Raw genomic sequence first — 22,732 nt, 5'->3', positions numbered from 1 at the left:
TCCGTCCGTGCGGCACGCTGGGCGTAACCGTAATTAGAACCGGAGAACCCAGTGCTTTTGTCTCTCAAGGGAGCATTCCCATCCGCCATCCTGGCGCTCGCAGACGGCACGGTCTTTGTTGGCAACTCGATCGGTGCGCAAGGCACCACGGTTGGTGAAGTCGTTTTCAACACGGCAATCACCGGCTACCAGGAAATCCTCACCGACCCCAGCTACTGCCAGCAGATCGTGACGCTCACGTATCCGCACATCGGCAACTACGGCGTCAACGCAGAGGATGTCGAGGCTGGCAAGGTCCATGCGGCGGGCCTGATCATCAAGAACCTTCCGCTGCTGGCCAGCAACTTCCGCAAGTCCGAGACACTGCCCGACTACCTCACGCGCAGCGGCACGGTGGCGATTGCCAACATCGACACGCGCAAGCTCACACGGCTGCTGCGCGACAAGGGCGCACAAAACGGCGCCATCGTCGGTTTGGCCGCTGGCGAAGAAGTGACCCAGGCGCGCATCGACGAGGCACTGGCTGCAGCCAAGGCGGCTCCCAGCATGAAGGGCCTGGATCTGGCCCAGGTGGTGAGCGCAGCCCAGCAGTACGAATGGACGGAAACCGAGTGGAAGCTGGGCGAAGGCTACGGCCAGCAGCAGGCCCCGCGTTTCCATGTGGTGGCCTATGACTTCGGCGTGAAGTTCAACATCCTGCGCATGCTGGCCGAGCGCGGCTGTAAGCTGACCGTGGTGCCCGCCAAGACGCCCGCCAAGGATGTGCTGGCACTCAACCCCGACGGCGTTTTCCTGTCCAACGGCCCTGGCGACCCGGAGCCCTGCGACTACGCCATTGCCGCCACCAAGGAGCTGGTGGAGTCCGGCAAGCCCGTCTTCGGCATCTGCCTGGGTCACCAGATCATGGCCCTGGCCGCTGGCGCCAAGACCTTCAAGATGGCCAACAGCCACCACGGCGCCAACCACCCCGTCAAGGACCTGGACAACGGCCGGGTCAGCATCACCAGCCAGAACCACGGTTTTGCCGTGGAGATGGAGTCCCTGCCCGACACGCTGCGCGCCACGCACATCAGCCTGTTCGACGGCACGCTGCAAGGCCTTGAGCACAAGGACAAGCCTGCGTTCTGCTTCCAGGGCCACCCCGAGGCTTCGCCCGGCCCGCACGATATCGCCTACCTGTTTGACCGCTTCACGGCGCTGATGGAGAAACACAAAAATGCCTAAGCGCACCGACCTCAAAAGCATTCTGATCATTGGCGCCGGTCCCATCGTCATCGGCCAGGCCTGCGAGTTTGACTACTCCGGCGTGCAGGCCTGCAAGGCGTTGCGCGAAGAGGGCTACAAGGTCATCCTGATCAACAGCAACCCTGCCACGATCATGACCGACCCGGCCACGGCCGACGTCACCTACATCGAGCCCATCACCTGGCAGACGGTTGAGAAGATCATCGCCAAGGAGCGTCCCGACGCCATCCTGCCGACCATGGGCGGCCAGACCGCGCTGAACTGCGCGCTGGACCTGTGGCGCAACGGCGTGCTGCACAAGTACAAGGTCGAGCTGATCGGCGCAACTCCCGAGGCCATCGACAAGGCCGAGGACCGCCTCAAGTTCAAGGATGCGATGACGCGCATCGGCCTGGGTTCGGCACGCTCGGGCATCGCCCATTCGATGGACGAAGCCTGGGCCGTGCAAAAGGAAATGGGCTTTCCCACCGTCATCCGCCCCAGCTTCACGCTGGGCGGCACGGGCGGCGGCATTGCCTACAACCCCGAAGAGTTCGAGACCATCTGCAAGCGCGGCCTGGAAGCGTCCCCGACCAATGAGCTGCTGATCGAGGAATCGCTGCTCGGCTGGAAGGAGTACGAGATGGAAGTCGTCCGCGACAAGGCGGACAACTGCATCATCATCTGCTCCATCGAGAACCTGGACCCCATGGGCGTGCACACCGGCGACTCGATCACCGTGGCACCCGCGCAGACGCTGACCGACAAGGAATACCAGATCATGCGCAACGCCTCGCTGGCGGTGCTGCGCGAGATCGGTGTGGACACGGGCGGCTCCAACGTGCAGTTCTCGGTGAACCCGAAGGACGGCCGCATGATCGTCATCGAGATGAACCCGCGCGTGTCGCGTTCCTCGGCGCTGGCCTCCAAGGCCACGGGCTTCCCCATCGCCAAGGTCGCTGCCAAGCTGGCCGTGGGCTACACGCTGGACGAACTCAAGAACGACATCACGGGCGGCAAGACGCCTGCGTCGTTCGAGCCCTCGATCGACTACGTGGTCACCAAGATCCCGCGTTTCGCGTTCGAGAAGTTCCCCGCTGCCGACAACCGCCTGACCACGCAGATGAAGTCCGTGGGCGAGGTCATGGCCATTGGCCGTACCTTCCAGGAGTCCTTCCAGAAGGCGCTGCGCGGCCTGGAAGTCGGCGTGGACGGCATGAACGAAAAGACCCAGGACCGCGAAATCCTCGAAAAGGAACTCGGCGAGCCAGGTCCGGACCGCATTTGGTATGTGGGCGATGCCTTCGCTGCCGGCTGGACGCTGGACGAGGTGCACAACATCACCAAGATCGACAAGTGGTTCCTCGTGCAGATCGAAGAGATCGTGAAGATCGAACTCGAGCTGGACCAGGTCTACGAGGAAAAGGGCGATGCCGCGCTGGCCGCACTGGATGCCACCACGCTGCGCACGCTCAAGCAAAAGGGCTTCTCCGACCGTCGCCTGGCCAAGCTGCTGCACAGCAATGAAAAGGCCGTGCGCGAGGCACGCAAGGCACTGGGCGTGCGCCCCGTGTTCAAGCGTGTGGACACCTGCGCTGCCGAGTTCGCCACCGACACGGCCTACATGTACTCCACCTATGACGAGGAGTGCGAAGCCGAGCCGACGAACAAGAAAAAGATCATGGTGCTGGGCGGTGGCCCGAACCGCATCGGCCAGGGCATCGAGTTCGACTACTGCTGCGTGCATGCTGCGCTCGCCATGCGCGAGGACGGCTATGAAACCATCATGGTCAACTGCAACCCCGAGACCGTGTCCACCGACTACGACACGTCGGACCGCCTGTACTTCGAGCCGCTGACGCTGGAAGACGTGCTCGAAGTCGTGGCTGTCGAGAAGCCTGTTGGCGTCATCGTGCAGTACGGCGGCCAGACGCCCCTGAAGCTTGCGCTGGGTCTTGAAAAGGAAGGCGTGCCCATCATCGGCACCACGCCCGACATGATCGACGCGGCCGAAGACCGCGAGCGCTTCCAGAAGCTGCTGCATGAGCTGGGCCTGCGCCAGCCGCCCAATGCCACGGCCCGTACCGAGCCCGAAGCGCTGGAAAAGGCGGCCGGCCTGGGCTACCCCCTGGTCGTGCGTCCCAGCTACGTGCTGGGTGGCCGTGCCATGGAAATCGTGCACGAGCAGCGCGACCTGGAGCGCTACATGCGCGAAGCCGTCAAGGTCAGCAACGACTCGCCCGTGCTGCTGGACCACTTCCTGTCCAACGCCATCGAGTGCGATGTGGACTGCGTGCGCGACCGCGAAGGCGCCGTCTTCATCGGCGGCGTGATGGAGCACATCGAGCAGGCTGGCGTGCATTCGGGCGATTCCGCCTGCTCGCTGCCGCCTTACTACCTCAAGCCCGAGACCGTGGCCGAGATCAAGCGCCAGACTGCCGCCATGGCCAACGCGCTGAGCGTAGTCGGCCTGATGAACGTGCAGTTCGCCATCAAGGAAACGGCCGACGGCGACGTGATCTACGTCCTGGAAGTCAACCCGCGCGCCTCGCGCACCGTGCCCTTCGTCTCCAAGGCCACCGGCATCCAGCTGGCCAAGGTGGCTGCGCGCTGCATGGCCGGCGACACGCTGGCCCAGCAGGGCATCACCAAGGAAGTCACGCCGCCGTACTTCAGCGTCAAGGAAGCCGTCTTCCCGTTCGTGAAGTTCCCTGGCGTGGACACCATTCTCGGCCCCGAGATGAAGTCCACCGGCGAAGTCATGGGCGTGGGCAAGACCTTTGGCGAAGCCTTCGTCAAGAGCCAACTGGGCGCCGGCGTCACGCTGCCGACCCAGGGCAAGGTCTTCCTGACCGTGAAGAACGCCGACAAGCCGCGTGCCGTGGCCGTGGCCAAGGAACTGGCTGCGATGGGCTTTGTGCTGTGCGCCACGCGCGGTACGGCAGCGGCCATCTCCGAGGCCGGCATCGAGGTGCAGCTCGTCAACAAGGTGACCGAGGGCCGCCCCCACATCGTGGACATGATCAAGAACGGCGAGATCGCCATGGTCATCAACACGGTGGAGGAGCGCCGCAACGCCATCGCCGACTCGCGTGCCATCCGTACCAGCGCCCTGCTGGCGCGAGTGACCACCTTCACGACCATCTTCGGTGCAGAAGCTGCCGTCGAAGGCATGAAGTCCATGGGCAACATGGACGTGCACTCGGTCCAGGAATTGCACGCCCAACTGCAGGCTGCCTGAGATCCTTCCATTGCCGCTGCGCCTGTTTTTTGATGGCGCGCAGCGAGCGGCACTGTCCGACAGTGCCGCCGGGTTATCCCACCATTTCGGGTGGGTAAACACGGCATAATGGAACGAATCATTCGATGAAACCGCCGCGCGGCAACGTGCGGCGGTTTGCTTTTGGGGTGCAGGTCCAGCCGCAAAGTCGCCGGCCCGCCTGTACCAAAGAAACCGCGCAGCGCGCGGCGTTCGCTGAACATGGAGACTTTTCAATGGCCACCATTCCCATCACCAAGCGCGGAGCCGAGAAGCTCAAGGACGAACTGCACCGCCTGAAAACCGTGGAGCGTCCCTCCATCATCCAGGCCATCGCCGAGGCACGTGCGCAGGGCGACCTGAGCGAAAACGCCGAATACGAGGCCGCCAAGGACCGCCAGGGCTTCATCGAAGGCCGCATTGCCGAGGTCGAGAGCAAGCTGTCGGCTGCCCAGATCATCGATCCCTCTTCCGTGGATGCCGGTGGCCGCGTGGTCTTCGGTGCAACGGTGGAGCTCGAGGATGAAGACAGCGGCGACACGGTCAAGTACCAGATCGTCGGCGAGGACGAGGCCGACCTCAAGCTGGGCCTGATCAACGTCTCCAGCCCCATCGCGCGCGCGCTGATCGGCAAGGAAGAGGGCGATACCGCCGTCGTGCAGGCACCGGGCGGCGAGCGCCGCTATGAAGTGGTGTCGGTGCGCTACCTCTGATGCGTCAGCGCCTGTGCCTCGATCATTGAGGAAGGCCTAAGCCCATGAGCAACCTGTACGAACGCATTCCCCTGCTGGCTGCTGCCCTGTGGTGGGGCAGCCTGTCGGCCATCGGCTTCATGGCCGTGCCCATGCTGTTCGCCCAATTGCCCACGCCGGCTGTCGCGGGCTTCATGGCAGCCAAGCTGTTTGCCGCGCAGACCTGGGTGTCCATCGCCTGCGCGGCCCTGCTGCTGGTCCTGTCCCGGCGCAACAAGGAGCCGGTCCTGCAGCCCTGGGCCAAGGCCTGTCTGGGCTTTGTGATCGCAGGCATGCTGCTGGCGTTTGTCGTCCAGTACGGCGTGTCGCCGCGCATCGTTGCACGCGACAACCTCAAGCTGTGGCACAGCGTGGGCACGGTGATGTATGCGCTGCAGTGGCTATGCGCGCTCGTCGTGCTGTGGCGCATAGGCAGTCCTCCGTCTCAAGCGAAAGCCGAGGCCACGGCCTGATCCCGGTCCTGCCGGTTCGGTGCCATGCCAAACGAAAACGCCCGCAAGCGCGGGCGTTTTTTTGTGGGCCGAGCTGCTCACTCGTGCCAGTGCTCGGCCACCCAGGTAGCAGGCCGGATATAGCGAAAGCGCCGATTGCGCCGGCCGGCCAACGCGTCGGGCGGATTGCATTCTCCGTGGAAGATCACCACGCGTGCACCATCCGGCACGAAGGGTGGCTTCCAGTAGTTCGTCGGCCATGCGGGAATGCAGTGGTACTTGAAGCTGGGGCACCAGGCCTGTGGCCAGTACTTGAGCTTGCCCTGCTTGTGCAGCATGTCGGACAGGTAGGCCTGTTCGTTGCGGAAGCTGCTGCGGATCTCTTCGAAATGCGTGCGGAAGTAGTCCAGTACCTCGGGGTGGGCACCCAGCTCGAAGCGGTACACCGAGGAATTGCCCGTGATGCGCCAGGGACGCTTGTAGTCGTGGATGATCAGGAATTCGCCGGGCTCGGTGAAAAAATCGTCCAGCGGCCCGGTGATGACCACGTCCACGTCAAGAAACAGCGCCGTGCCGCGCAGGCCATGCAGGTCGGCACTGAAGGTGGCCAGCTTGTTCCAGCCGCGCTCGGGAATGCCGGCGGGCAGGTTCAGCGGCGGAATGGGCAGGCATTCGACTTCGTCACGAATCCCCACGCCGTCATCGGTCAGGCAGACAAGGCGAAAATCGCCCTTCAGATGCCGACGCACCATGGCGTAGAGCCTGTTGACATACTCCGGACCGTACTTCTTGCCCCACTTCATGCAGATCACGAAGCGCTGCTGCGCAGAGGGGGAGGCGGAGGGCGGTTGCGCGGCCTGGGCCACGCTGGCGGCATGGGATGCTACGGTCATGGATGCGGCGGACTCAGTCTGCCTGGCGCTTCTTGACCGACTTTTGCTTGGGCTTGGCGCGCTTGACCTGGCCGCCTGCCGTCAGGCGCTGGTTGCCCAGCACGCGGATCTGCTTGACCTCGGGCTTTTGGCCGGAGCGCTTGCTGAACTTGAGCAGCTTGACATCGCGAGGACCGGGCATGCGGTTCTCGTCGACGGCTTTTTCCTTTTCTGGCATGGGGCGCCAGAGCACCAGCAGCTTGCCGATGTGTTGAATGGGTGCAGCGCCAAGTTCGTCGCACAGCTGCAGATACATCTGCTCGCGTGCGGCGCGGTCGTCGTTGAAGACACGGACCTTGATCAGGCCATGTGCGTTAAGGCCGGCGTTGACCTCCTTTTGCACGGCAGCCGTCAGGCCGTCACCTCCGATGAGGACCACGGGGTCCAGGTGGTGTGCGTTGGCGCGGTGTTCCCGGCGCTCGGCGGGAGTCAATTGAATTTGGGGCATGGCCGTATTATCGAGGCTGAAAGAATCCAGCATGAAAGTCCAAACAAAAAGCAAGAAGGTCAACAAGGCTTGGCTCAACAGCCACGTCAACGATCCTTACGTCAAAGCCGCCCAGAAGGACGGCTACCGCGCTCGCGCGGCCTACAAACTCAAGGAGATAGACGAGCAGCTCAAGCTCATCCGGCCGGGTGCCACGGTGGTGGACCTGGGCTCTACGCCCGGGGCGTGGAGCCAGTATGTGCGCCGCTGCCTGTCGCCAGAAGGTGCGGCGGTGGGAGCGCTCAATGGCCGGATCATCTCGCTGGATCTGCTGCCCATGGAGCCCATCGAGGGCGTGCAGTTCATTCTGGGCGATTTCCGCGAGGAGCCGGTGCTGGCGCAGCTGCAGGAAGCGCTGGGCGGCGGCAAGGCCGATGTGGTGGTCTCCGACATGGCTCCCAACCTGTCGGGCAACGGTACGACGGATGCGGCGCGCATTGCGCTGCTGGTGGAGCTGGCGGTTGATTTCTCCATCCACCATATGAAACCTGAAGGGGCCTTGGTCGTGAAGCTCTTTCACGGCGGGGCCTACGACGACCTTGTAGCGCTGTTCCGGCAGACCTTCAAGGTGGTCAAGCCGATCAAGCCCAAGTCCTCGCGCGACAAGTCTTCGGAGACGTTTCTGGTGGGCATGGGGCTCAAGTAGCCCTGCACAGCCGCCCGGCGCGGCCCTGACGCGGGTCAAGACCGCATTCAAGCTATGGCTGCTATAGAGGGATATAGGCGACCAGCCAGCTTGAAACACCTAAAATGGACCGCAAATACGCTTCGAGCACGCTGGAAGTCGTTTTATCTGTATCCCCATTGGAGCCCCGCTTGAACAATCAGTGGTTTTCAAAAATTGCCGTCTGGCTGGTCATCGCCATGGTGCTGTTTACGGTGTTCAAACAATTTGACACCCGCGGCGGCGCTGGCGCGTCCCATGTCGGTTACTCCGAGTTCCTGGAAGAGGTGCGAAGCAACCGCATCAAGAGCGCCACCATCCAGGAAAGCCCCGGCGGCACCGAGATCGTGGCCACGACCAACGATGATCGCAAGGTGCGTACCACGGCCACCTACCTGGATCGTGGGCTCGTGGGCGATCTGATCAACAACAACGTCAAGTTCGACGTCAAGCCCCGCGAAGAAGGCTCGGTCCTCATGACCCTGCTCGTCAGCTGGGGCCCCATGCTGCTGTTGATCGGCGTGTGGGTGTACTTCATGCGCCAGATGCAGGGCGGCGGCAAGGGCGGTGCCTTCAGCTTCGGCAAGAGCAAGGCCCGCATGCTGGACGAGAACAACAACACCGTGACCTTTGCCGACGTTGCAGGCTGCGACGAAGCCAAGGAAGAGGTCAAGGAAGTCGTGGACTTCCTCAAGGACCCCAACAAGTTCCAGAAGCTCGGCGGCCGCATTCCGCGTGGCCTGCTGCTGGTCGGGCCTCCGGGTACCGGCAAGACGCTGCTGGCCAAGTCCATCGCTGGTGAAGCCAAGGTTCCGTTCTTCAGCATCTCGGGCTCCGACTTCGTGGAAATGTTCGTTGGCGTGGGCGCTGCCCGTGTGCGCGACATGTTCGAGAACGCCAAGAAGAATGCACCCTGCATCATCTTCATCGATGAAATCGACGCCGTGGGCCGCCAGCGCGGCGCAGGCCTGGGCGGTGGCAACGATGAGCGTGAACAGACCCTGAACCAGATGCTGGTCGAGATGGACGGCTTCGAGACCAACCTCGGCGTGATCGTCGTGGCTGCGACCAACCGTCCCGACATCCTGGATGCGGCGCTGCTGCGTCCCGGCCGTTTCGACCGCCAGGTGTATGTGACGCTGCCCGATATCCGCGGCCGCGAGCAGATCCTCAATGTGCACATGCGCAAGATTCCTGTCGGCCAGGACGTGAATCCGGGCGTGATCGCCCGCGGCACGCCCGGCATGTCGGGTGCCGATCTGGCCAACCTCTGCAACGAAGCAGCCCTGATGGCCGCGCGCCGCAATGCGCGTACCGTCGAGATGCAGGATTTCGAGAAGGCCAAGGACAAGATCATCATGGGCCCCGAGCGCAAGAGCATGGTCATGCCCGAGGAAGAGCGCCGCAACACGGCCTACCACGAGGCGGGCCACGCGCTGATCGGCAAGCTGCTGCCCAAGTGCGATCCCGTGCACAAGGTCACCATCATCCCGCGCGGCCGTGCGCTGGGCGTGACGATGAGCCTGCCCGAGAAGGACCGCTACTCCTACGACAAGGAGTTCATGCTCAATCAGATCGCCATGCTGTTCGGTGGACGCATTGCCGAAGAAGTGTTCATGAACCAGATGACCACGGGCGCGAGCAACGACTTCGAGCGGGCCACGCAGATCGCACGCGACATGGTCACGCGCTATGGCATGACTGACGCGCTGGGTCCCATGGTCTATGCGGAGCAGGAAGGCGAGCCTTTCCTGGGTCGCTCGATGAGCAAGACCAACAGCATGAGCGAGCAGACGATGCAGAAGGTGGACCAGGAGGTTCGCCGCATCATCGACGAGCAGTACGGACTGGCGCGCAAGCTGATCGAGGACAACTCCGACAAGATGCATGCCATGGCCAAGGCCATGCTCGACTGGGAAACCATCGACGCCGAGCAACTCGATGACATCATGGCCGGCCGCGAGCCGCGTCCTCCCAAGGACTGGGTGCCGCGCAACCCGCCGTCTTCCGACGGTGGCAACTCGTCCGGCGGCACGCCGGCAGTGGATGCCGACCCTGCGCCCACCACGGCCTGATCTGCTTGCCGCAGAATCTGCCAATCCCATGCAAAGGGCCCCGAGGGGCCCTTTTGCTTTGCTTGCAGGATGTGTTCAATCGCCCACAGCGGTGGCCGAGCGAGGGGCCCGGTCCGGCAAGCGCCTACCTTCAGGAAATCCCATGCCGCATCAATGGCAGACTTCGCGCTTTGTTCTAGACCTTCAGCGTCCACTGGTCATGGGCATCGTCAATGTGACGCCCGACTCGTTTTCCGACGGCGGGCGGCACAACACGGTGGAGCAGGCCTTGCGGCATGCAGAGCAGCTGGTCGGTGAAGGCGCGCACATCCTCGACATCGGCGGCGAGTCCACCAGGCCCGGATCACCGGCCGTGCCGCTGGACGAGGAATTGCGGCGCGTGCTGCCCGTGGTGCAGGGCGCGGTGCAACTGGGCGTGCCTGTCTCCGTCGATACCTACAAGCCCGAGGTCATGCAGGCCGTGCTGGATCTGGGGGCTGACATCGTCAACGACATCTGGGCGCTGCGCCAGCCGGGCGCGCAGCAGGTGGTAGCTGCGCACCCGCGATGCGGCATCTGTCTCATGCACATGCATGGCACGCCGCAGGACATGCAGACCATGCCCATGCAAGGCGATGCCGTGCCCGCCGTGCGCGATTTCCTGCAGTTGCACAGCGATGCCCTGCTGGCCCGGGGCGTGGCGCGCGAGCGCATTGTCTGGGACTACGGCATCGGCTTCGGCAAAAGCGTGGCACAGAATTTTTCGCTGCTTGCGCGCCAGCAGGAATTGCTGGGCCTAGACTTCCCGCTGCTGGCGGGCTGGTCGCGCAAGGGCTCGCTCGGGCAGGTCAGTGGCCTTGCGCAGGGCCAGCGCATGGTGCCCAGTGTGGCGGCGGCGCTGCTGGCAGTGGAGCGGGGTGCGCGCGTGGTGCGCGTGCACGACGTGGCCGATACGGTGGCGGCATTGACGGTCTGGCAGACCATGCACGACAACAACTGAACAACAAAGGAGCACTATGGCACGCACATATTTTGGTACCGATGGAATTCGCGGTCTGGTGGGCCGCTCGCCCATCACCCCCGACTTCGCACTGCGTCTGGCGCACGCCGTGGGCCGTGTGCTGCGGCGCAAGGAAGCCCGCCCGATGGTGCTGATCGGCAAGGACACCCGGATCTCGGGCTACATGCTGGAAAGTGCCCTGGAGTCCGGCTTCAACTCGGCCGGCGTGGACGTGATGCTGCTCGGTCCCCTGCCCACCCCGGGCGTGGCCTACCTGACGCGCGCCCAGCGCGCCAGCCTGGGCGTGGTCATCAGCGCCAGCCACAACCCTTACTACGACAACGGCATCAAGTTCTTCAGCGCCCAGGGCACCAAGCTGCCCGATGCCTGGGAGGAAGAGGTCGAGCAGGCCTTGACCGAAGATCCCGTGTGGGCCGACTCTGCCGCTCTGGGAAAGGCCCGGCGCCTTGAAGACGCGGCAGGGCGCTACATCGAGTTCTGCAAGAGCACCTTTGACCATGCACTCACGCTCAAGGGCGTGAAGATCGTTGTCGATGCGGCCCATGGCGCGGCCTATCAGATCGCACCCAAGGTCTTCCATGAACTGGGGGCCGATGTGGTGGCCATAGGCTGTGCGCCCGATGGACTGAACATCAACGAAGACGTGGGTGCCACGCACCCCGAGGCTCTGGTGCTGGCCGTGCGCGCCAACAAGGCCGATTTCGGCGTGGCGCTGGATGGCGATGCCGACCGGCTACTGCTGGTCGATGCGGCAGGGCGGCTCTACAACGGCGACGAGCTGCTGTATCTGATGGCGGCCGACCGGTTGGCGCGCGGCGAGGCCGTGCCGGGCGCCGTGGGCACGCTGATGACCAATATGGCCGTGGAGGTGGCGCTGAAGTCCCAGGGCGTGGGCTTTGTGCGTGCCAAGGTGGGCGACCGCTATGTGCTGGAAGAGTTGCACCGCCAGGGCTGGACCCTGGGCGGTGAGGGCTCGGGCCATTTGCTGGCGCTGGACAAGCACACCACGGGCGACGGCCTGGTCAGCGCACTGCAGGTGCTGCAGGCCTGCGTGCGCTCGGGCAAGAGCCTGTCGCAGTGGTTGTCGTCCGTGCAGCTGTTTCCCCAGGTGCTGCTCAACGTGCGGCTGCAGCCGGGCCAGGACTGGAAGCGCAACACCCAATTGGAAGAGGCTACCGAGGCCGTCAAGGCCGAGCTGGGAGATACGGGGCGCGTGCTCATTCGCGCCAGCGGCACCGAGCCTTTGCTGCGCGTGATGGTGGAGGCGCGCGATGGCGATCAGGCCAGCCGCTGTGCCGAGCGCCTGGCCAGCGTGGCCAAGAATTCGCCGGTTGCCTGAGCGGTTGCACGCTCCTGCGCATGGAAGGCCGAGGCTTCATGCCTCGGCTTTTTTTCGTCTGGATTCCGGTGCGCGAGGTGATGCGATGCGCGCGGTGATGCGGCCCGGTCAGCCCTGGCTGCGCAAGAAGGACTCCAGCGCTTCTGGTGCCAGCGGGCGGCTGAAATGGTAGCCCTGGGCCTCATCGCAGCCTTGCTCGCGCAGGAACTCCAGCTGTGCCTCGGTCTCCACGCCCTCGGCCGTGGTCTGCATGCCCAGGGCCTGGGCCATGCGGATGATGGCGCTGACAATGGCGCGGTCGTTGCTGTCGTGGTCCAGGTCCTGGATGAAGGACTGGTCGATCTTGAGCTTGTAGATCTGAAAGCGCTTGAGCTGGCTCAGGGATGAATAGCCGGTGCCGAAGTCATCCATGGCCAGGCGCACGCCGTGCTCGCGCAGCCGGTCCATGGTGGCTGTCGCCTGGCGCGGATCATGGATGGCAACGCCCTCGGTCAGCTCCAGCTCCAGCGAATCGGCCGGCAGGTCGCTGTCGAGCAGGATGCGGTTGATGATCTCGGGCAGTTGCTGCTGATGGAACTGGATGGCCGAAAGATTCACGGCCACCTTCAGGTCGCACAGGCCTGCATTGCGCCAGACCTGCAACTGCTGCATGGCGCTGCGCAGCACCCATTCGCCGATCTGCAGGATCTGGCCGCTGTCCTCGGCCACGGGAATGAACTCGGCCGGTGAGACTGAGCCCAGTTCCGGGTGCTCCCAGCGCAGCAGCGCCTCCACGCTGCGCACGCGGCCCGTGCTCAGCGTGATCTGCGGCTGATAGTGCAGATACAGCTGATTGCGCTCCAGCGCCCGGCGCAGCGCGTTCTCCAGTTGCAGGGCGCGCAGGGACTGGGCCTGCATCTGCGGCGTGAAGAAGCGGTAGGTGTTGCGGCCGGCCTGCTTGGCGTGGTACATGGCCGCATCGGCGGCCTGGGTCAGCGAGTCGATGTCGTGGCCGTCGCGCGGGTACAGCGCAATGCCCATGGACGGCGCAATGGTCAGCTCATGGCGGTCGATCTGGTAGGCCTGGCGCGACGCCTCCTGCAGCTTGCCGGCCACGCGGGCCGCACCCTGGGCATTGGCGCCGGGCAGCAGCAGCACGAATTCGTCACCGCCGATGCGGGCCACCGTATCGCGGTCGCGCACGACGGCACGCAGGCGTCGGGCAATCTCCACCAGCAAGGCATCGCCCACGCGGTGGCCCAGCGAATCATTGACATGCTTGAAGTGGTCCAGGTCCAGGAACATCACGGCCAGCGGCGTGTCGTTGGCCTTGGCCAGCTCGATGGCGCGGGCACTGCGCTCGGCCAGCAGCGTGCGGTTGGGCAGGCCGGTGAGCGCGTCGTAGTGCGCCATCCAGTAGATGCGTTCCTGGTCCAGCTTGCGGTCGGCAATCTCCCGGTGCAGGTTCTCCACCGTGGCGCTGAGTTCGCGTGTGCGGTCGCGCACCTGCTGCTCCAGCAGCTCGTGGGCCTGGCTCAGGGCCTGCTGGGCACGCAGGCGGTCGTCGATATCGCTCACGATCCAGATTGATCCCTCGCGCGCATCGCCCGGATTGATGAGCCGCCCCGTGAGCTCTCCCCAGAACAGGCTGCCGTCCTTGCGGCGCAGGCGGCGCTGCGTGCGAAAGGACAGGCCGGCGCTCAGCGTGCGGTAGGCCTCGCGTCCCAGGCTGCGCAGCTCATCGCGGCTGGGATGCAGATGTTCGCTGTTGATGCCCACCAGCGCATGCTCGCCCGCGTAGCCGAAGATGTCTGCGTAGCACTGGTTGCAGCGGACGATGACGCGTTGGCGAATGAAGACGATGCCGACGCCGGCATTGTCGAGCAGGGCCTGCTGCTCGCGCAGGCTGCGTTGCAGGGACGCCGCCATCATCGAAGACGGACGTTCGAGTACAGGGTCGTACGCAATCGTCGGCGCGGACATGGCGAAGCGGTGGGGCGGTAATGGAGGGAGGGTGGGAAGCTTACAAAGTGTAGCACTTGTGCGAAAAACACTCTATCGGCCTTCCCTGACGCAAGCAGGGCCTGGGCCATCATGGGCCGTCACGGGCCGGGTGCAACTTGCCTGCGCCTGCGTTTTCCGGAGGCTTCGGCATCCAGCCGATCGGCCAGCTCATACAGCACGCCATGCCGCAGGGCGCCATGCGTCACGCGCATGCGCTCGATGCCCAGGCTGGAGAAGATCGCCCGCATCACGCTCATGCCGCCGCCGATCATGGGGCGCAGTTCTTCCTTGAGCCCGTCCATGTTCACGCGGCTGACATGCCCTGCACGCAGCAACTGCGCCTGCAGCCAGTCCAGTCCCTGCCGCGTGATCCAGCCGGCCGTACCATCGGGTGCATGGGCCAGCACCTTGACGATGGCACCGGCCGTGCCGGAGGACCCATAGGCATGGCTCCACTGCCCGGCGGCAAACCGCGCGGCTTCGGGCGCAATGATGTCGGCCACCGCCGCTTCGGCCTGGGACAGTGCCTGGGCCGACAGCTCTCCATCGGGAAAGTGGCGCAATGCCCAGGTCACGCTGCCGAAAGCGAAGGAGCGTGCCTGCAGCACCTGCCGCTGCTGGCCAAGGCACAGCTCGGTCGATCGGCCACCGATGTCCACCACCAGCCGCCGCTGGGGGCCGGGCGGCAGCAACTGGGCGACGCCGCGATAGATCAGGCGTGCTTCTTCCTCGCCGTCGATGACTTCGATGGCGCAGCCCAGGATGCGCTGGCCCTCGTCCAGGAAGACCTGGCGGTTCGATGCCTCTCTCAGCGTCTGCGTGGCCACGGCACGAACGCGGTGGCGGGGCAGGTCGCCCAGCACCTGCGCATAGCGCTCCAGGCAGGCCCAGCCACGCTGCATGGCCTCCAGGCTCAGGGCTCCCTGTTCGTCCAGGGCGCTGCCCAGGCGTATGGCTTCCTTGCGGTGGCTGAACAGCTGTACCTTTGCGCCGTCGCTGCGGGCCATGGCCAGCAGGCAGCTGTTGGAGCCAATGTCGATGGCGGCCAGGCGGCTTTCGGGGGGATTGGAAGAGGGCATGCGCGAAAGGCGGACGACGACACGGCTGCGGCAGGTTTGCAGCAGCCAACGCCATCCAGGGGGATGGCAGTGAGCTTAGCACCCTGGCGATACAGCGTGGCCCTCGTGGCTGCGTGACCTGGTCATGACCTTTGCATGACAGCGACAGCGCAGCCATTCCTTGCCGGAAGTCGCTTGTATGACAGGTGTCATGCGTGGGCGGGATTTATGTCATGAACATGTCACAAACCCGGGGCAGACTGCCCGAATCCCCGGTCCACGGGGTGACTACCGGGTCCTGCACAGGCCGGGCCCCTGCATCCATGCCCCAGACATTCACGCCGATTCCCGCCAGCGCCTCTGCCGCGCCTGCCGAACCAGAACATGAACAGGGGCTGCGCACCATGCCCGCAGGGCCGGCCTCGCTGGGCATGGCCCGCGAGACAGCGCCCATACCCGTCTCTGCACCCTTGAATGTCCCGATGATGCCCCTGGCCAAAAGCCTTTCCACCGCCCTGCTGGAATTGCAGGGCCAGGCGATGCCAGCGTCTGCCCCGGTCTCTGCTGCGGGGCTGGTCGCCGCGGCATACACTGGCCTGTACGCCACAGCCGAAAGCGGTGAAGTGCAACAGCAACAGCAGCAGCAACAACAGTTTCTGGACCGCGACCATTGCATCCTGGCGTTCAACGAACGCGTGCTGGACTGGGCTGTGCGCGAGGATGTGCCGCTGCTGGAGCGGCTGCGCTACCTGTGCATCGTCTCTTCCAATCTCGATGAATGGTTCGAGGTGCGCTGCGCCCCCCATGTGACGGCGGCCAAGGCCGGCGACGCCAAGGGCCTGTATACGCTGCAGAGCTTTCGCTCGCTGATGGACAAGGCGCATGAGCTGGTATTGCGCCAGTACACGCTGTACAACCAATCGCTGATTCCTGCCTTTGCGGGGCAGGGCATACGCGTGGTCTCCCATGGCGAGCGCAGCAGCGCCCAGCGCAAATGGGTGCGCGAATACTTTCTGCGCGAAGTCCAGCCCCTGCTCATGCCCGTGGGCCTGGACCCATCCCATCCATTTCCCCAGGTGGCCAACAAGGCGTTGAACTTCATCGTGCGCCTCAAGGGTGTCGATGCCTTTGGCCGCGCCAACGAGGTGGCCATCGTCAAGGTCCCGCGTGCCTTGCCTCGCCTGGTGCGCCTGCCGGAGAAGATCGCGGGCAAGCAGCGCCTGTTCGTGAGCATCTCCAGCATCGTGCGCGCCCATCTGGTCGAGCTGTTCCCGGGGCGTGAGGTGGCGGAGTTCGCGCAATTCCGTGTCACCCGTCATTCGGACCTGGCGGTGGATGAGGACGATGTCAGCGACCTGCGCATGGCGCTGCGCCAGGGTCTGCACCACCGCCACTACGGCCAGGCCGTGCGGCTGGAGGTGTCCTTTGCCTGCTCGCCCATGTTGTCCGACCTGCTGCTGGGCCAGTTCGGCCTGCCGACCGAGGCACTGTTCCGCGTCAAGGGGCCCGTGAACCTGGTGCGCCAGTCGCAGCTGGTCGATCTGGTCGATGACCCCGCGCTGCTGTTCCCGCCGTGGCGGCCGGCATGGCCGCGCCAGCTGCAGCCGGGCCGCTCGGTGATGGCCCAGATCCGCAAGCGTGATGTGCTGATCCACCAGCCTTTCGAGAGCTTCGACGGCGTGCTGGAGCTGCTGCGCGAGGCCGTCAACGACCCCGAGGTGCTGGCCATCAAGCAGACCATCTACCGAACCGGGTCCGACTCCGAAATCATGCAGTTGCTGGCCGAGGCCGTGCGCCGCGGCAAGGAGGTGCTGGCCGTGCTGGAGCTCAAGGCCCGCTTTGACGAAGAGGCCAACATCAACTCCGCCGAGAAGCTGGAGGCCCTGGGCGCCCAGGTGGTCTACGGCGTGCTGGGCCTGAAGACGCACGCCAAGATGCTGCTGATCACGCGCCGCGAAAAGCGCAGCGGACAGCTCAAGCGCTATGGACACCTGTCCACCGGCAATTACAACGTGCGCACGGCGCGCCTGTACACGGACATCAGCCAGCTGACCTGCGATGCGCAGATCACGGCTGATATGGATGCCGTATTCAGCCACCTGTCCAGCCACAACCGCCTGCCCAAGCTGCACCAGCTGGTGATTGCGCCGTTCCAGCTGCACGACCGCATGCTGGCGCTGATCAACCAGGTGGGCGAGGCGGCGCAGCGCGGCGAAGAGGCGCGCATCGTGCTCAAGATGAATGCGCTGACCGACGAACTGCTCATGCAGGCCCTGGTGCGTGCCGGCCAGCAGGGCGCGCGCATCGATCTCATCGTGCGCAGTGCCTGCATGCTGCCGCCGCAGCGCAAGGGCTGGACCGACAACATCCGCGTGCGCTCCATCATCGGCCGTTTCCTGGAGCACTCGCGCGTCTTCTACTTTGCCTGGGGCAAGCAGCAGGAGCTGCTGCTGTCCAGCGCCGACTGGATGAACCGCAACATGATGCGCCGGGTGGAACTGGCCTGGCCCGTGCGCGACCCCGTGCTGCGCCAGCAGGTGATAGACGAATGCCTGGTCGCTGGCCTGTATGACAACCGCGATGCCTGGACCCTGGAGGCCAATGGTGCCTACCAGCGTGCACCCTATCCGACCACGGGCCTGGGTGCGCAGCGCGCCTTGATGGAGCGCTACGGGCCCCAGGTCTGAGCTGCGTCACGGCCGGCCGCCCCGCGCCATCCCGGCGCAAGCCGAAGCGGGTGGCCGTGCTCAGTGCAGATGCAGCTGCAAGGTCCAGGGCGTCTTCTGCCAGGCCACGGCCTCGGTGCGCAGCAGCTGGGCGGACTGGGGATAGCTTTTGGCCCAGCCTTCCGGCACGGTCAGGTGAAAGACGCTGTCCGAGCGATGCAGGCGAATGCCCTGCAGATCGGGGTCACGCCGGGCATGGCACAGCTGCACGGCCAGCCGCAGTGCGAGCAGGGGCCAGGCCACGGCCTGGTCCTCGATGGCGGCTTCCAGCTTGCGCAGCTTGCCCTGGTGGCCGAGCACGAGCTGGGTGATGCGCGCGCGCAGCTCCACGGGCCATGTCGCGGCACCGCAGTGCTCGGTGATGTAGGCGCCGTGCCGGTGGTAGGCGCTCAGGGATATGCGCATGCCGATCTCGTGCAGGCTGGCGGCCGTGTCCAGTGCATGCGTGGACAGGACATCGGGCGGTTGTTGTGCGTGCAGCGATTGCCAGGCCCAGCGTGCCACCTTGCGCACGCGCAGCGCATGCGGGGCGTCAATGCCGAAGTCCTGCTGCAGCGCGGCAATTTCGGCTGCCTCGCGGTCGGCGGGGGGCTCGTGCTCCAGCAGGTCGTGCAAAACGCCCTGGCGCAGCGCGCCCTGGGCGACTTCCAGTTCAGTGATGCCCAGCAGGCCCAGGGCCGCAATCAGGATGCTCAGGCCTCCGGCGATGACGGCGCGGCGGTCTTCCTTGAGTCCGGCCAGCCGGATGCGGTCCACATGGCCGGCCTCCATCAGCTGCTCATGCAGCCAGCGCAGGCTGTCGGGCGTGATCAGCCCGCCGGAATATCCGTTGGCAGCCAGGATGTCGCCCACGGCGTTGGCCGTGCCCGACGAGGCATAGGCGCAGTCCCATGCAGTGGCCGGGTAGGCCGAGACGGTCTGGGTGAGGGCCGCCTGCGCGGCCTTGATGGCGGCCGAGAAATGTGCGCGCGACAGCGTGCCTTCGCCAAAGAACTGCGTGCTCCAGGCGACGCTGCCTATGGGGTAGGAGGCCACCTGGCGCGCCTCGCCATGCTGGCCGATGATGACTTCGGTCGAGCGGCCGCCAATGTCCACCACCAGGCGCCGCTGCTGCGAGGGTGGCAACAGGCTGGAGACGCCGCGATAGATCAGCCGGGCCTCTTCCTCGCCCGAGATGACCTCGATGGGAAAGCCCAGCAGGGCGCTGCCGCGTGCGATAAAGACATCGCGGTTGCGGGCCTCCCGCAGGGTTTGTGTGGCCACGGCGCGGACCTGGTCGGCAGGAAAGCCGGCCAGGCGCTCGCCAAAGCGTGCCAGGCAGTCCCAGCCGCGTTGCATGGCCCCGTCGGTCAGCTCATGGTGCTCGTTGAGCCCATTGCCCTGGCGCACGGTCTCCTTGAGATATTCCACGCGCTCTATGCGCTGGTGGCTGCCGACGCGGCCTATTTCTAGGCGAAAGCTGTTGGATCCGAGGTCAACGGCGGCGAGCAGGGATTCTGGTGCCATGAAAGAAACGCCAATCAAGATTCGTCGAGCAGGAGTGCGCAGCGGTGCCGGGTGGCAGGGCTGCGCTTGTCTGGTGCCAGCTCGTGCGAGGCACAAGACTAAGACGGAATTGTGACACCGCGATGACCCGGGTCTTACAGACTATGGCTCAGCATTTGTGACGCCTTTTCTCCGTGTCATATCAATGTCACAAAGCCTTCTTACAGTCCAGCCATCGCATCTTTCAACCCCTAAGAGGTCTGTACATGAAGTTGTCTGTGATTCACATTCTGGTGGCTGGTGCTCTGTCTGCGGGCGGTATGGGCCAGGCCCTGGCCCAGCAGGAAGCCACCGGCGCCGGCGCCAGCTTCCCTGCGCCGCTGTACTCGAAGTGGGCCGCCGATTACCACAAGGCCACCGGCGTGAAGATCAACTACCAGTCCGTGGGCTCCAGCGCCGGCATCAAGCAGATCGAAGCCAAGACCGTGGACTTCGGTGCTTCGGACGAGCCGCTCAAGGACGACGAACTGGCCAAGAAGGGCCTGGTGCAATTCCCCACCGTGATCGGCGGCATCGTGCCCGTGGTCAATATCAAGGGCATCCAGCCCGGCCAGCTCAAGCTGACCGGCCAGGTGCTGGGCGACATCTACCTGGGCAAGATCACCAAGTGGAACGACGAGGCCATCAAGGCCCTGAACCCCGGCGTGACCCTGCCTGACGCCACCATCGCTCCCGTGCGCCGTGCTGACGGCTCGGGCACCACCTTCGGCTTCACGAACTACCTGTCCAAGGTCAATGCCGAGTGGAAGGAAAAGGTTGGCGAGGGCAAGGCCGTGAACTGGCCCACGGGTGCCGGCGGCAAGGGCAATGAAGGCGTGGCCGCCTTCGTGGGCCGCCTGCCCAACTCCATCGGCTACGTCGAGTACGCCTATGTCAAGCAAAACAAGCTGACCTACACGCAGCTGCAGACCGCTGGCGGCGCCTTCGTGTCGCCCGACGACGCCACCTTCAAGGCCGCTGCCGCCGGTGCCGACTGGGCCAAGAGCTTCTACCAGATCCTGACCAACCAGCCCGGCAAGGATGCATGGCCCATCACCTCGGCCACGTTCATCATCATGCACAAGGCCCAGGACAAGCCCGCACAGGCCGCTGCCTCGCTGAAGTTCTTCGAGTGGGCCTACAAGTCCGGCGACAAGACCGCCACCGACCTGGACTACGTGCCCATGCCTGACGCCGTCAAGAACGTGATCTTCCAATCCTGGGGTCAAGTCAAGGACGCCTCGGGTACCGCGATTTCCCTGAAGTAAACCCTGAAAAGGGGCCGTGGCGCACCGCCGGCAGGTGCATCATGGCCCCCCTGATCTCCCCACAAACCGCGAATAAAGGCGCCTCACGTGTCCACAACGTCGCCCTCGAACTCGCTGGCCGCCTCTGCACAGGCTTCCCAGCGACGCACACCTTCTCCGCTACGCCCCCCGATGCTGTCGGGGCGCGTGGCGGATCGCTTGTTTGGCGCTCTCGCGCGTCTGGCCGCGCTGCTGACGCTGGGCCTGCTGCTGGCCATCCTGGCTTCGCTGCTGGTCGGCGCCTGGCCCGCCATCTATGAATACGGCCTGAGCTTTCTGGGCCGCAGCGTCTGGGACCCCGTTCGCAACGAATATGGCGGCCTGGTCATGATTTACGGCACGCTGGCCACCTCGGCCATCGCGTTGCTGATTGCGGTGCCCGTGAGCTTTGGCATCGCCCTGTTCCTCACCGAGCTGTCGCCCGCCTGGCTCAAGCGCCCGCTGGGCACCGCCGTCGAGCTGCTGGCTGCCGTGCCCTCCATCGTCTACGGCATGTGGGGCCTGATGGTCTTCGGTCCCGTGCTCTCCACCTATGTGCAGCAACCGCTGCAAAAGCTGTTTCAGGGCGTTCCTTATCTGGAAGCCTTCGTGTCCGGCCCGCCCGTGGGCATCGGCATCCTGTCGGCCGGCATCATCCTGGCCATCATGATCATCCCCTTCATCGCCTCGGTGATGCGCGATGTGTTCGAAGTCACGCCGGCCCTGCTCAAGGAGTCTGCCTACGGCCTGGGCTCCACGACCTGGGAAGTGGTCTGGAAGGTCGTGCTGCCGTACACCAAGACCGGCGTGCTCGGTGGCGTGATGCTGGGTCTGGGCCGTGCGCTGGGCGAGACCATGGCCGTCACCTTCGTGATCGGCAACATGAACCAGCTCAACTCTCTGTCGGTCTTCGAGGCTGCCAACAGCATCACTTCGGCGCTGGCCAACGAGTTTGCCGAAGCGGGCGAAGGCCTGCACCAGGCTTCGCTGATCTATCTGGGCCTGGTGCTGTTCTTCATCACCTTCGTGGTGCTGGCCTGCTCCAAGGTGCTGCTCAACCGTCTGCAGAAGAATGAAGGAGCCCGCTCGTGAGCAGCACCTCCACCAAGATGATCAATGCCGCTGAACTGACGCGCGTGCGTCAGGCCAAGTACGCCAAGCGCAAGCGCGTGAACCAGGTGGCGCTGACCCTGTCGCTGGCTGCCATGGCCTTCGGCGTGTTCTGGCTGGTCTGGATCCTGTGGGAAACCATCACGCTGGGTATCGGCGGCCTGAGCCTGGCGCTGTTCAGCGAAATGACGCCTCCGCCCAATGAGGCGGGCGGCATTGCCAACGCCATCTTCGGCTCGCTGATCATGGTGGCGTTGGCCACCTTCGTCGGCACGCCCATCGGCGTGATGGCCGGTGTCTACCTGGCCGAATACGATGCGCGCGGCTGGCTGGCCAATACCACGCGCTTCGTCAACGACATCCTGCTGTCGGCGCCTTCCATCGTGATCGGCCTGTTCGTCTACACCGTGGTCGTGGCGCGCTTCAAGAGCTTTTCCGGCTATGCGGGCGTGGTGGCGCTGGCGCTGATCGTGATTCCCGTGGTCATCCGCACCACCGAGAACATGCTGGTGCTGGTGCCTGCCAGTCTGCGCGAAGCGGCCTATGCACTGGGCACGCCCAAGTGGAAGGTCATCATCATGGTGACGCTGCGTGCAGCGCGTGCCGGCGTGATCACCGGCGTGCTGCTGGCCGTGGCCCGCATTGCCGGGGAAACTGCTCCGCTGCTGTTCACGGCGCTGAACAACCAGTTCTGGAATGCCGACCTGTCCAAGCCCATGGCCAGCCTGCCGGTGACGATCTTTAAGTTCGCGATGAGCCCTTACGAGAATTGGCAGCAACTGGCCTGGGCCGGCGTGTTCCTGATCACCGTGGCGGTGCTCGGTCTCAATATCCTGGCGCGGTTCCTGACCCGCCAGAAGTAATGCAGCAATAAGCAATCAA

At 64.7% G+C, this 22,732-nt stretch carries 17 protein-coding genes; 12 read left to right on the top strand and 5 right to left on the bottom strand.

Annotated elements, in window-relative coordinates; all coding sequences use genetic code 11:
* Positions 1–51 precede the first annotated feature (51 nt).
* The 4 genes from carA (at position 52) to ACUTR7_RS11865 (ending at position 5,687) form a co-directional block, all read left to right on the top strand.
* On the top strand, positions 52–1,224 hold the full coding sequence (gene carA / locus ACUTR7_RS11880; protein ID WP_016447475.1) for a glutamine-hydrolyzing carbamoyl-phosphate synthase small subunit: 1,173 nt from the start codon (positions 52–54) through the stop codon (positions 1,222–1,224).
* Complete coding sequence (gene carB, locus ACUTR7_RS11875) at positions 1,217–4,465, top strand: carbamoyl-phosphate synthase large subunit (protein WP_034396158.1); 3,249 nt, start codon at positions 1,217–1,219, stop codon at positions 4,463–4,465. The genes carA and carB overlap by 8 nt, the downstream gene beginning before the upstream one ends.
* Positions 4,466–4,719: 254 nt before the next feature.
* Positions 4,720–5,196: a transcription elongation factor GreA gene (gene greA / locus ACUTR7_RS11870; protein WP_012206729.1), complete on the top strand. Its 477-nt coding sequence runs from the start codon at positions 4,720–4,722 to the stop codon at positions 5,194–5,196.
* A gap of 44 nt (positions 5,197–5,240) precedes the next feature.
* Positions 5,241–5,687, top strand: a complete 447-nt coding sequence (locus tag ACUTR7_RS11865) for a DUF4149 domain-containing protein (protein ID WP_088164106.1) — start codon at positions 5,241–5,243, stop codon at positions 5,685–5,687.
* Between the two features lie 77 nt (positions 5,688–5,764).
* On the opposite strand, the gene ACUTR7_RS11860 is transcribed toward ACUTR7_RS11865, so the two are convergent.
* Together ACUTR7_RS11860 and ACUTR7_RS11855 are read right to left on the bottom strand one after the other, a co-directional pair.
* The gene (locus ACUTR7_RS11860; RefSeq protein ID WP_013801461.1) at positions 5,765–6,559 is read right to left on the bottom strand and encodes a hypothetical protein; all 795 of its coding nucleotides are present in this window, start codon (positions 6,557–6,559) and stop codon (positions 5,765–5,767) included.
* Positions 6,560–6,572: 13 nt separating this feature from the next.
* Complete coding sequence (locus tag ACUTR7_RS11855) at positions 6,573–7,046, bottom strand: YhbY family RNA-binding protein (RefSeq protein ID WP_013801462.1); 474 nt, start codon at positions 7,044–7,046, stop codon at positions 6,573–6,575.
* A gap of 31 nt (positions 7,047–7,077) precedes the next feature.
* Between ACUTR7_RS11855 and ACUTR7_RS11850 the strand changes: the two genes are divergently transcribed.
* The 4 genes from ACUTR7_RS11850 to glmM all read left to right on the top strand — a co-directional run bounded on the left by ACUTR7_RS11850 (position 7,078) and on the right by glmM (position 12,163).
* Positions 7,078–7,731, top strand: coding sequence for an RlmE family RNA methyltransferase (locus tag ACUTR7_RS11850; protein ID WP_043819011.1), 654 nt, complete (start codon positions 7,078–7,080; stop codon positions 7,729–7,731).
* Between the two features lie 170 nt (positions 7,732–7,901).
* On the top strand, positions 7,902–9,824 hold the full coding sequence (gene ftsH, locus ACUTR7_RS11845; protein WP_016447469.1) for an ATP-dependent zinc metalloprotease FtsH: 1,923 nt from the start codon (positions 7,902–7,904) through the stop codon (positions 9,822–9,824).
* Between the two features lie 142 nt (positions 9,825–9,966).
* Complete coding sequence (gene folP / locus ACUTR7_RS11840) at positions 9,967–10,803, top strand: dihydropteroate synthase (RefSeq protein WP_099750750.1); 837 nt, start codon at positions 9,967–9,969, stop codon at positions 10,801–10,803.
* A gap of 16 nt (positions 10,804–10,819) precedes the next feature.
* Positions 10,820–12,163, top strand: a complete 1,344-nt coding sequence (gene glmM / locus ACUTR7_RS11835; RefSeq protein ID WP_034396150.1) for a phosphoglucosamine mutase — start codon at positions 10,820–10,822, stop codon at positions 12,161–12,163.
* A 108-nt stretch (positions 12,164–12,271) separates the two neighbouring features.
* Here the strand turns inward: glmM and ACUTR7_RS11830 are convergent, their stop codons facing one another.
* Positions 12,272–14,125 carry an EAL domain-containing protein gene (locus ACUTR7_RS11830; protein ID WP_034396146.1) on the bottom strand — a complete coding sequence of 618 codons (1,854 nt, stop codon included), beginning with the start codon at positions 14,123–14,125 and terminating at the stop codon, positions 12,272–12,274.
* Positions 14,126–14,244: 119 nt separating this feature from the next.
* Positions 14,245–15,225, bottom strand: a complete 981-nt coding sequence (locus ACUTR7_RS11825; protein WP_445608908.1) for a Ppx/GppA phosphatase family protein — start codon at positions 15,223–15,225, stop codon at positions 14,245–14,247.
* A 212-nt stretch (positions 15,226–15,437) separates the two neighbouring features.
* Between ACUTR7_RS11825 and ppk1 the strand changes: the two genes are divergently transcribed.
* Positions 15,438–17,891 (top strand): polyphosphate kinase 1, encoded by a 2,454-nt coding sequence (gene ppk1, locus ACUTR7_RS11820; protein ID WP_353179039.1) that lies wholly within the window; start codon positions 15,438–15,440, stop codon positions 17,889–17,891.
* Between the two features lie 60 nt (positions 17,892–17,951).
* On the opposite strand, the gene ACUTR7_RS11815 is transcribed toward ppk1, so the two are convergent.
* Positions 17,952–19,436: a Ppx/GppA phosphatase family protein gene (locus ACUTR7_RS11815; protein WP_445608907.1), complete on the bottom strand. Its 1,485-nt coding sequence runs from the start codon at positions 19,434–19,436 to the stop codon at positions 17,952–17,954.
* 245 nt (positions 19,437–19,681) lie between these two features.
* Here ACUTR7_RS11815 and pstS point away from each other — a divergent pair, with 245 nt between their 5' ends.
* The 3 genes from pstS to pstA all read left to right on the top strand — a co-directional run bounded on the left by pstS (position 19,682) and on the right by pstA (position 22,713).
* Complete coding sequence (gene pstS / locus ACUTR7_RS11810) at positions 19,682–20,722, top strand: phosphate ABC transporter substrate-binding protein PstS (protein ID WP_012206717.1); 1,041 nt, start codon at positions 19,682–19,684, stop codon at positions 20,720–20,722.
* Between the two features lie 171 nt (positions 20,723–20,893).
* Positions 20,894–21,832: a phosphate ABC transporter permease subunit PstC gene (pstC, locus tag ACUTR7_RS11805; RefSeq protein ID WP_012206716.1), complete on the top strand. Its 939-nt coding sequence runs from the start codon at positions 20,894–20,896 to the stop codon at positions 21,830–21,832.
* A 17-nt stretch (positions 21,833–21,849) separates the two neighbouring features.
* Entirely contained in the window at positions 21,850–22,713 is an 864-nt protein-coding gene (gene pstA / locus ACUTR7_RS11800; RefSeq protein WP_034398840.1) for a phosphate ABC transporter permease PstA, read from the top strand.
* Positions 22,714–22,732: the final 19 nt, after the last annotated feature.

Source organism: Delftia sp. NA_296.1 (assembly GCF_052692095.1).
The sequence above is the reverse complement of the archived record's forward strand: the minus strand, read 5'-3'. Positions and strand labels throughout refer to the sequence as shown.

Excerpts from the sequence above, each read along its gene's own strand:
- folP (WP_099750750.1), top strand. The coding sequence starts at position 9,967 with ATGCCGCATCAATGGCAGACTTCGCGCTTTGTTCTAGACCTTCAGCGT.
- carB (WP_034396158.1), top strand. The coding sequence starts at position 1,217 with ATGCCTAAGCGCACCGACCTCAAAAGCATTCTGATCATTGGCGCCGGT.
- ACUTR7_RS11825 (WP_445608908.1), bottom strand. The coding sequence starts at position 15,225 with ATGCCCTCTTCCAATCCCCCCGAAAGCCGCCTGGCCGCCATCGACATT.
- ppk1 (WP_353179039.1), top strand. The coding sequence starts at position 15,438 with ATGAACATGTCACAAACCCGGGGCAGACTGCCCGAATCCCCGGTCCAC.
- ACUTR7_RS11830 (WP_034396146.1), bottom strand. The coding sequence starts at position 14,125 with ATGTCCGCGCCGACGATTGCGTACGACCCTGTACTCGAACGTCCGTCT.
- greA (WP_012206729.1), top strand. The coding sequence starts at position 4,720 with ATGGCCACCATTCCCATCACCAAGCGCGGAGCCGAGAAGCTCAAGGAC.
- glmM (WP_034396150.1), top strand. The coding sequence starts at position 10,820 with ATGGCACGCACATATTTTGGTACCGATGGAATTCGCGGTCTGGTGGGC.
- ACUTR7_RS11850 (WP_043819011.1), top strand. The coding sequence starts at position 7,078 with ATGAAAGTCCAAACAAAAAGCAAGAAGGTCAACAAGGCTTGGCTCAAC.
- ACUTR7_RS11865 (WP_088164106.1), top strand. The coding sequence starts at position 5,241 with ATGAGCAACCTGTACGAACGCATTCCCCTGCTGGCTGCTGCCCTGTGG.
- ACUTR7_RS11815 (WP_445608907.1), bottom strand. The coding sequence starts at position 19,436 with ATGGCACCAGAATCCCTGCTCGCCGCCGTTGACCTCGGATCCAACAGC.
- pstA (WP_034398840.1), top strand. The coding sequence starts at position 21,850 with ATGATCAATGCCGCTGAACTGACGCGCGTGCGTCAGGCCAAGTACGCC.
- ACUTR7_RS11860 (WP_013801461.1), bottom strand. The coding sequence starts at position 6,559 with ATGACCGTAGCATCCCATGCCGCCAGCGTGGCCCAGGCCGCGCAACCG.
- ACUTR7_RS11855 (WP_013801462.1), bottom strand. The coding sequence starts at position 7,046 with ATGCCCCAAATTCAATTGACTCCCGCCGAGCGCCGGGAACACCGCGCC.
- pstC (WP_012206716.1), top strand. The coding sequence starts at position 20,894 with ATGCTGTCGGGGCGCGTGGCGGATCGCTTGTTTGGCGCTCTCGCGCGT.
- pstS (WP_012206717.1), top strand. The coding sequence starts at position 19,682 with ATGAAGTTGTCTGTGATTCACATTCTGGTGGCTGGTGCTCTGTCTGCG.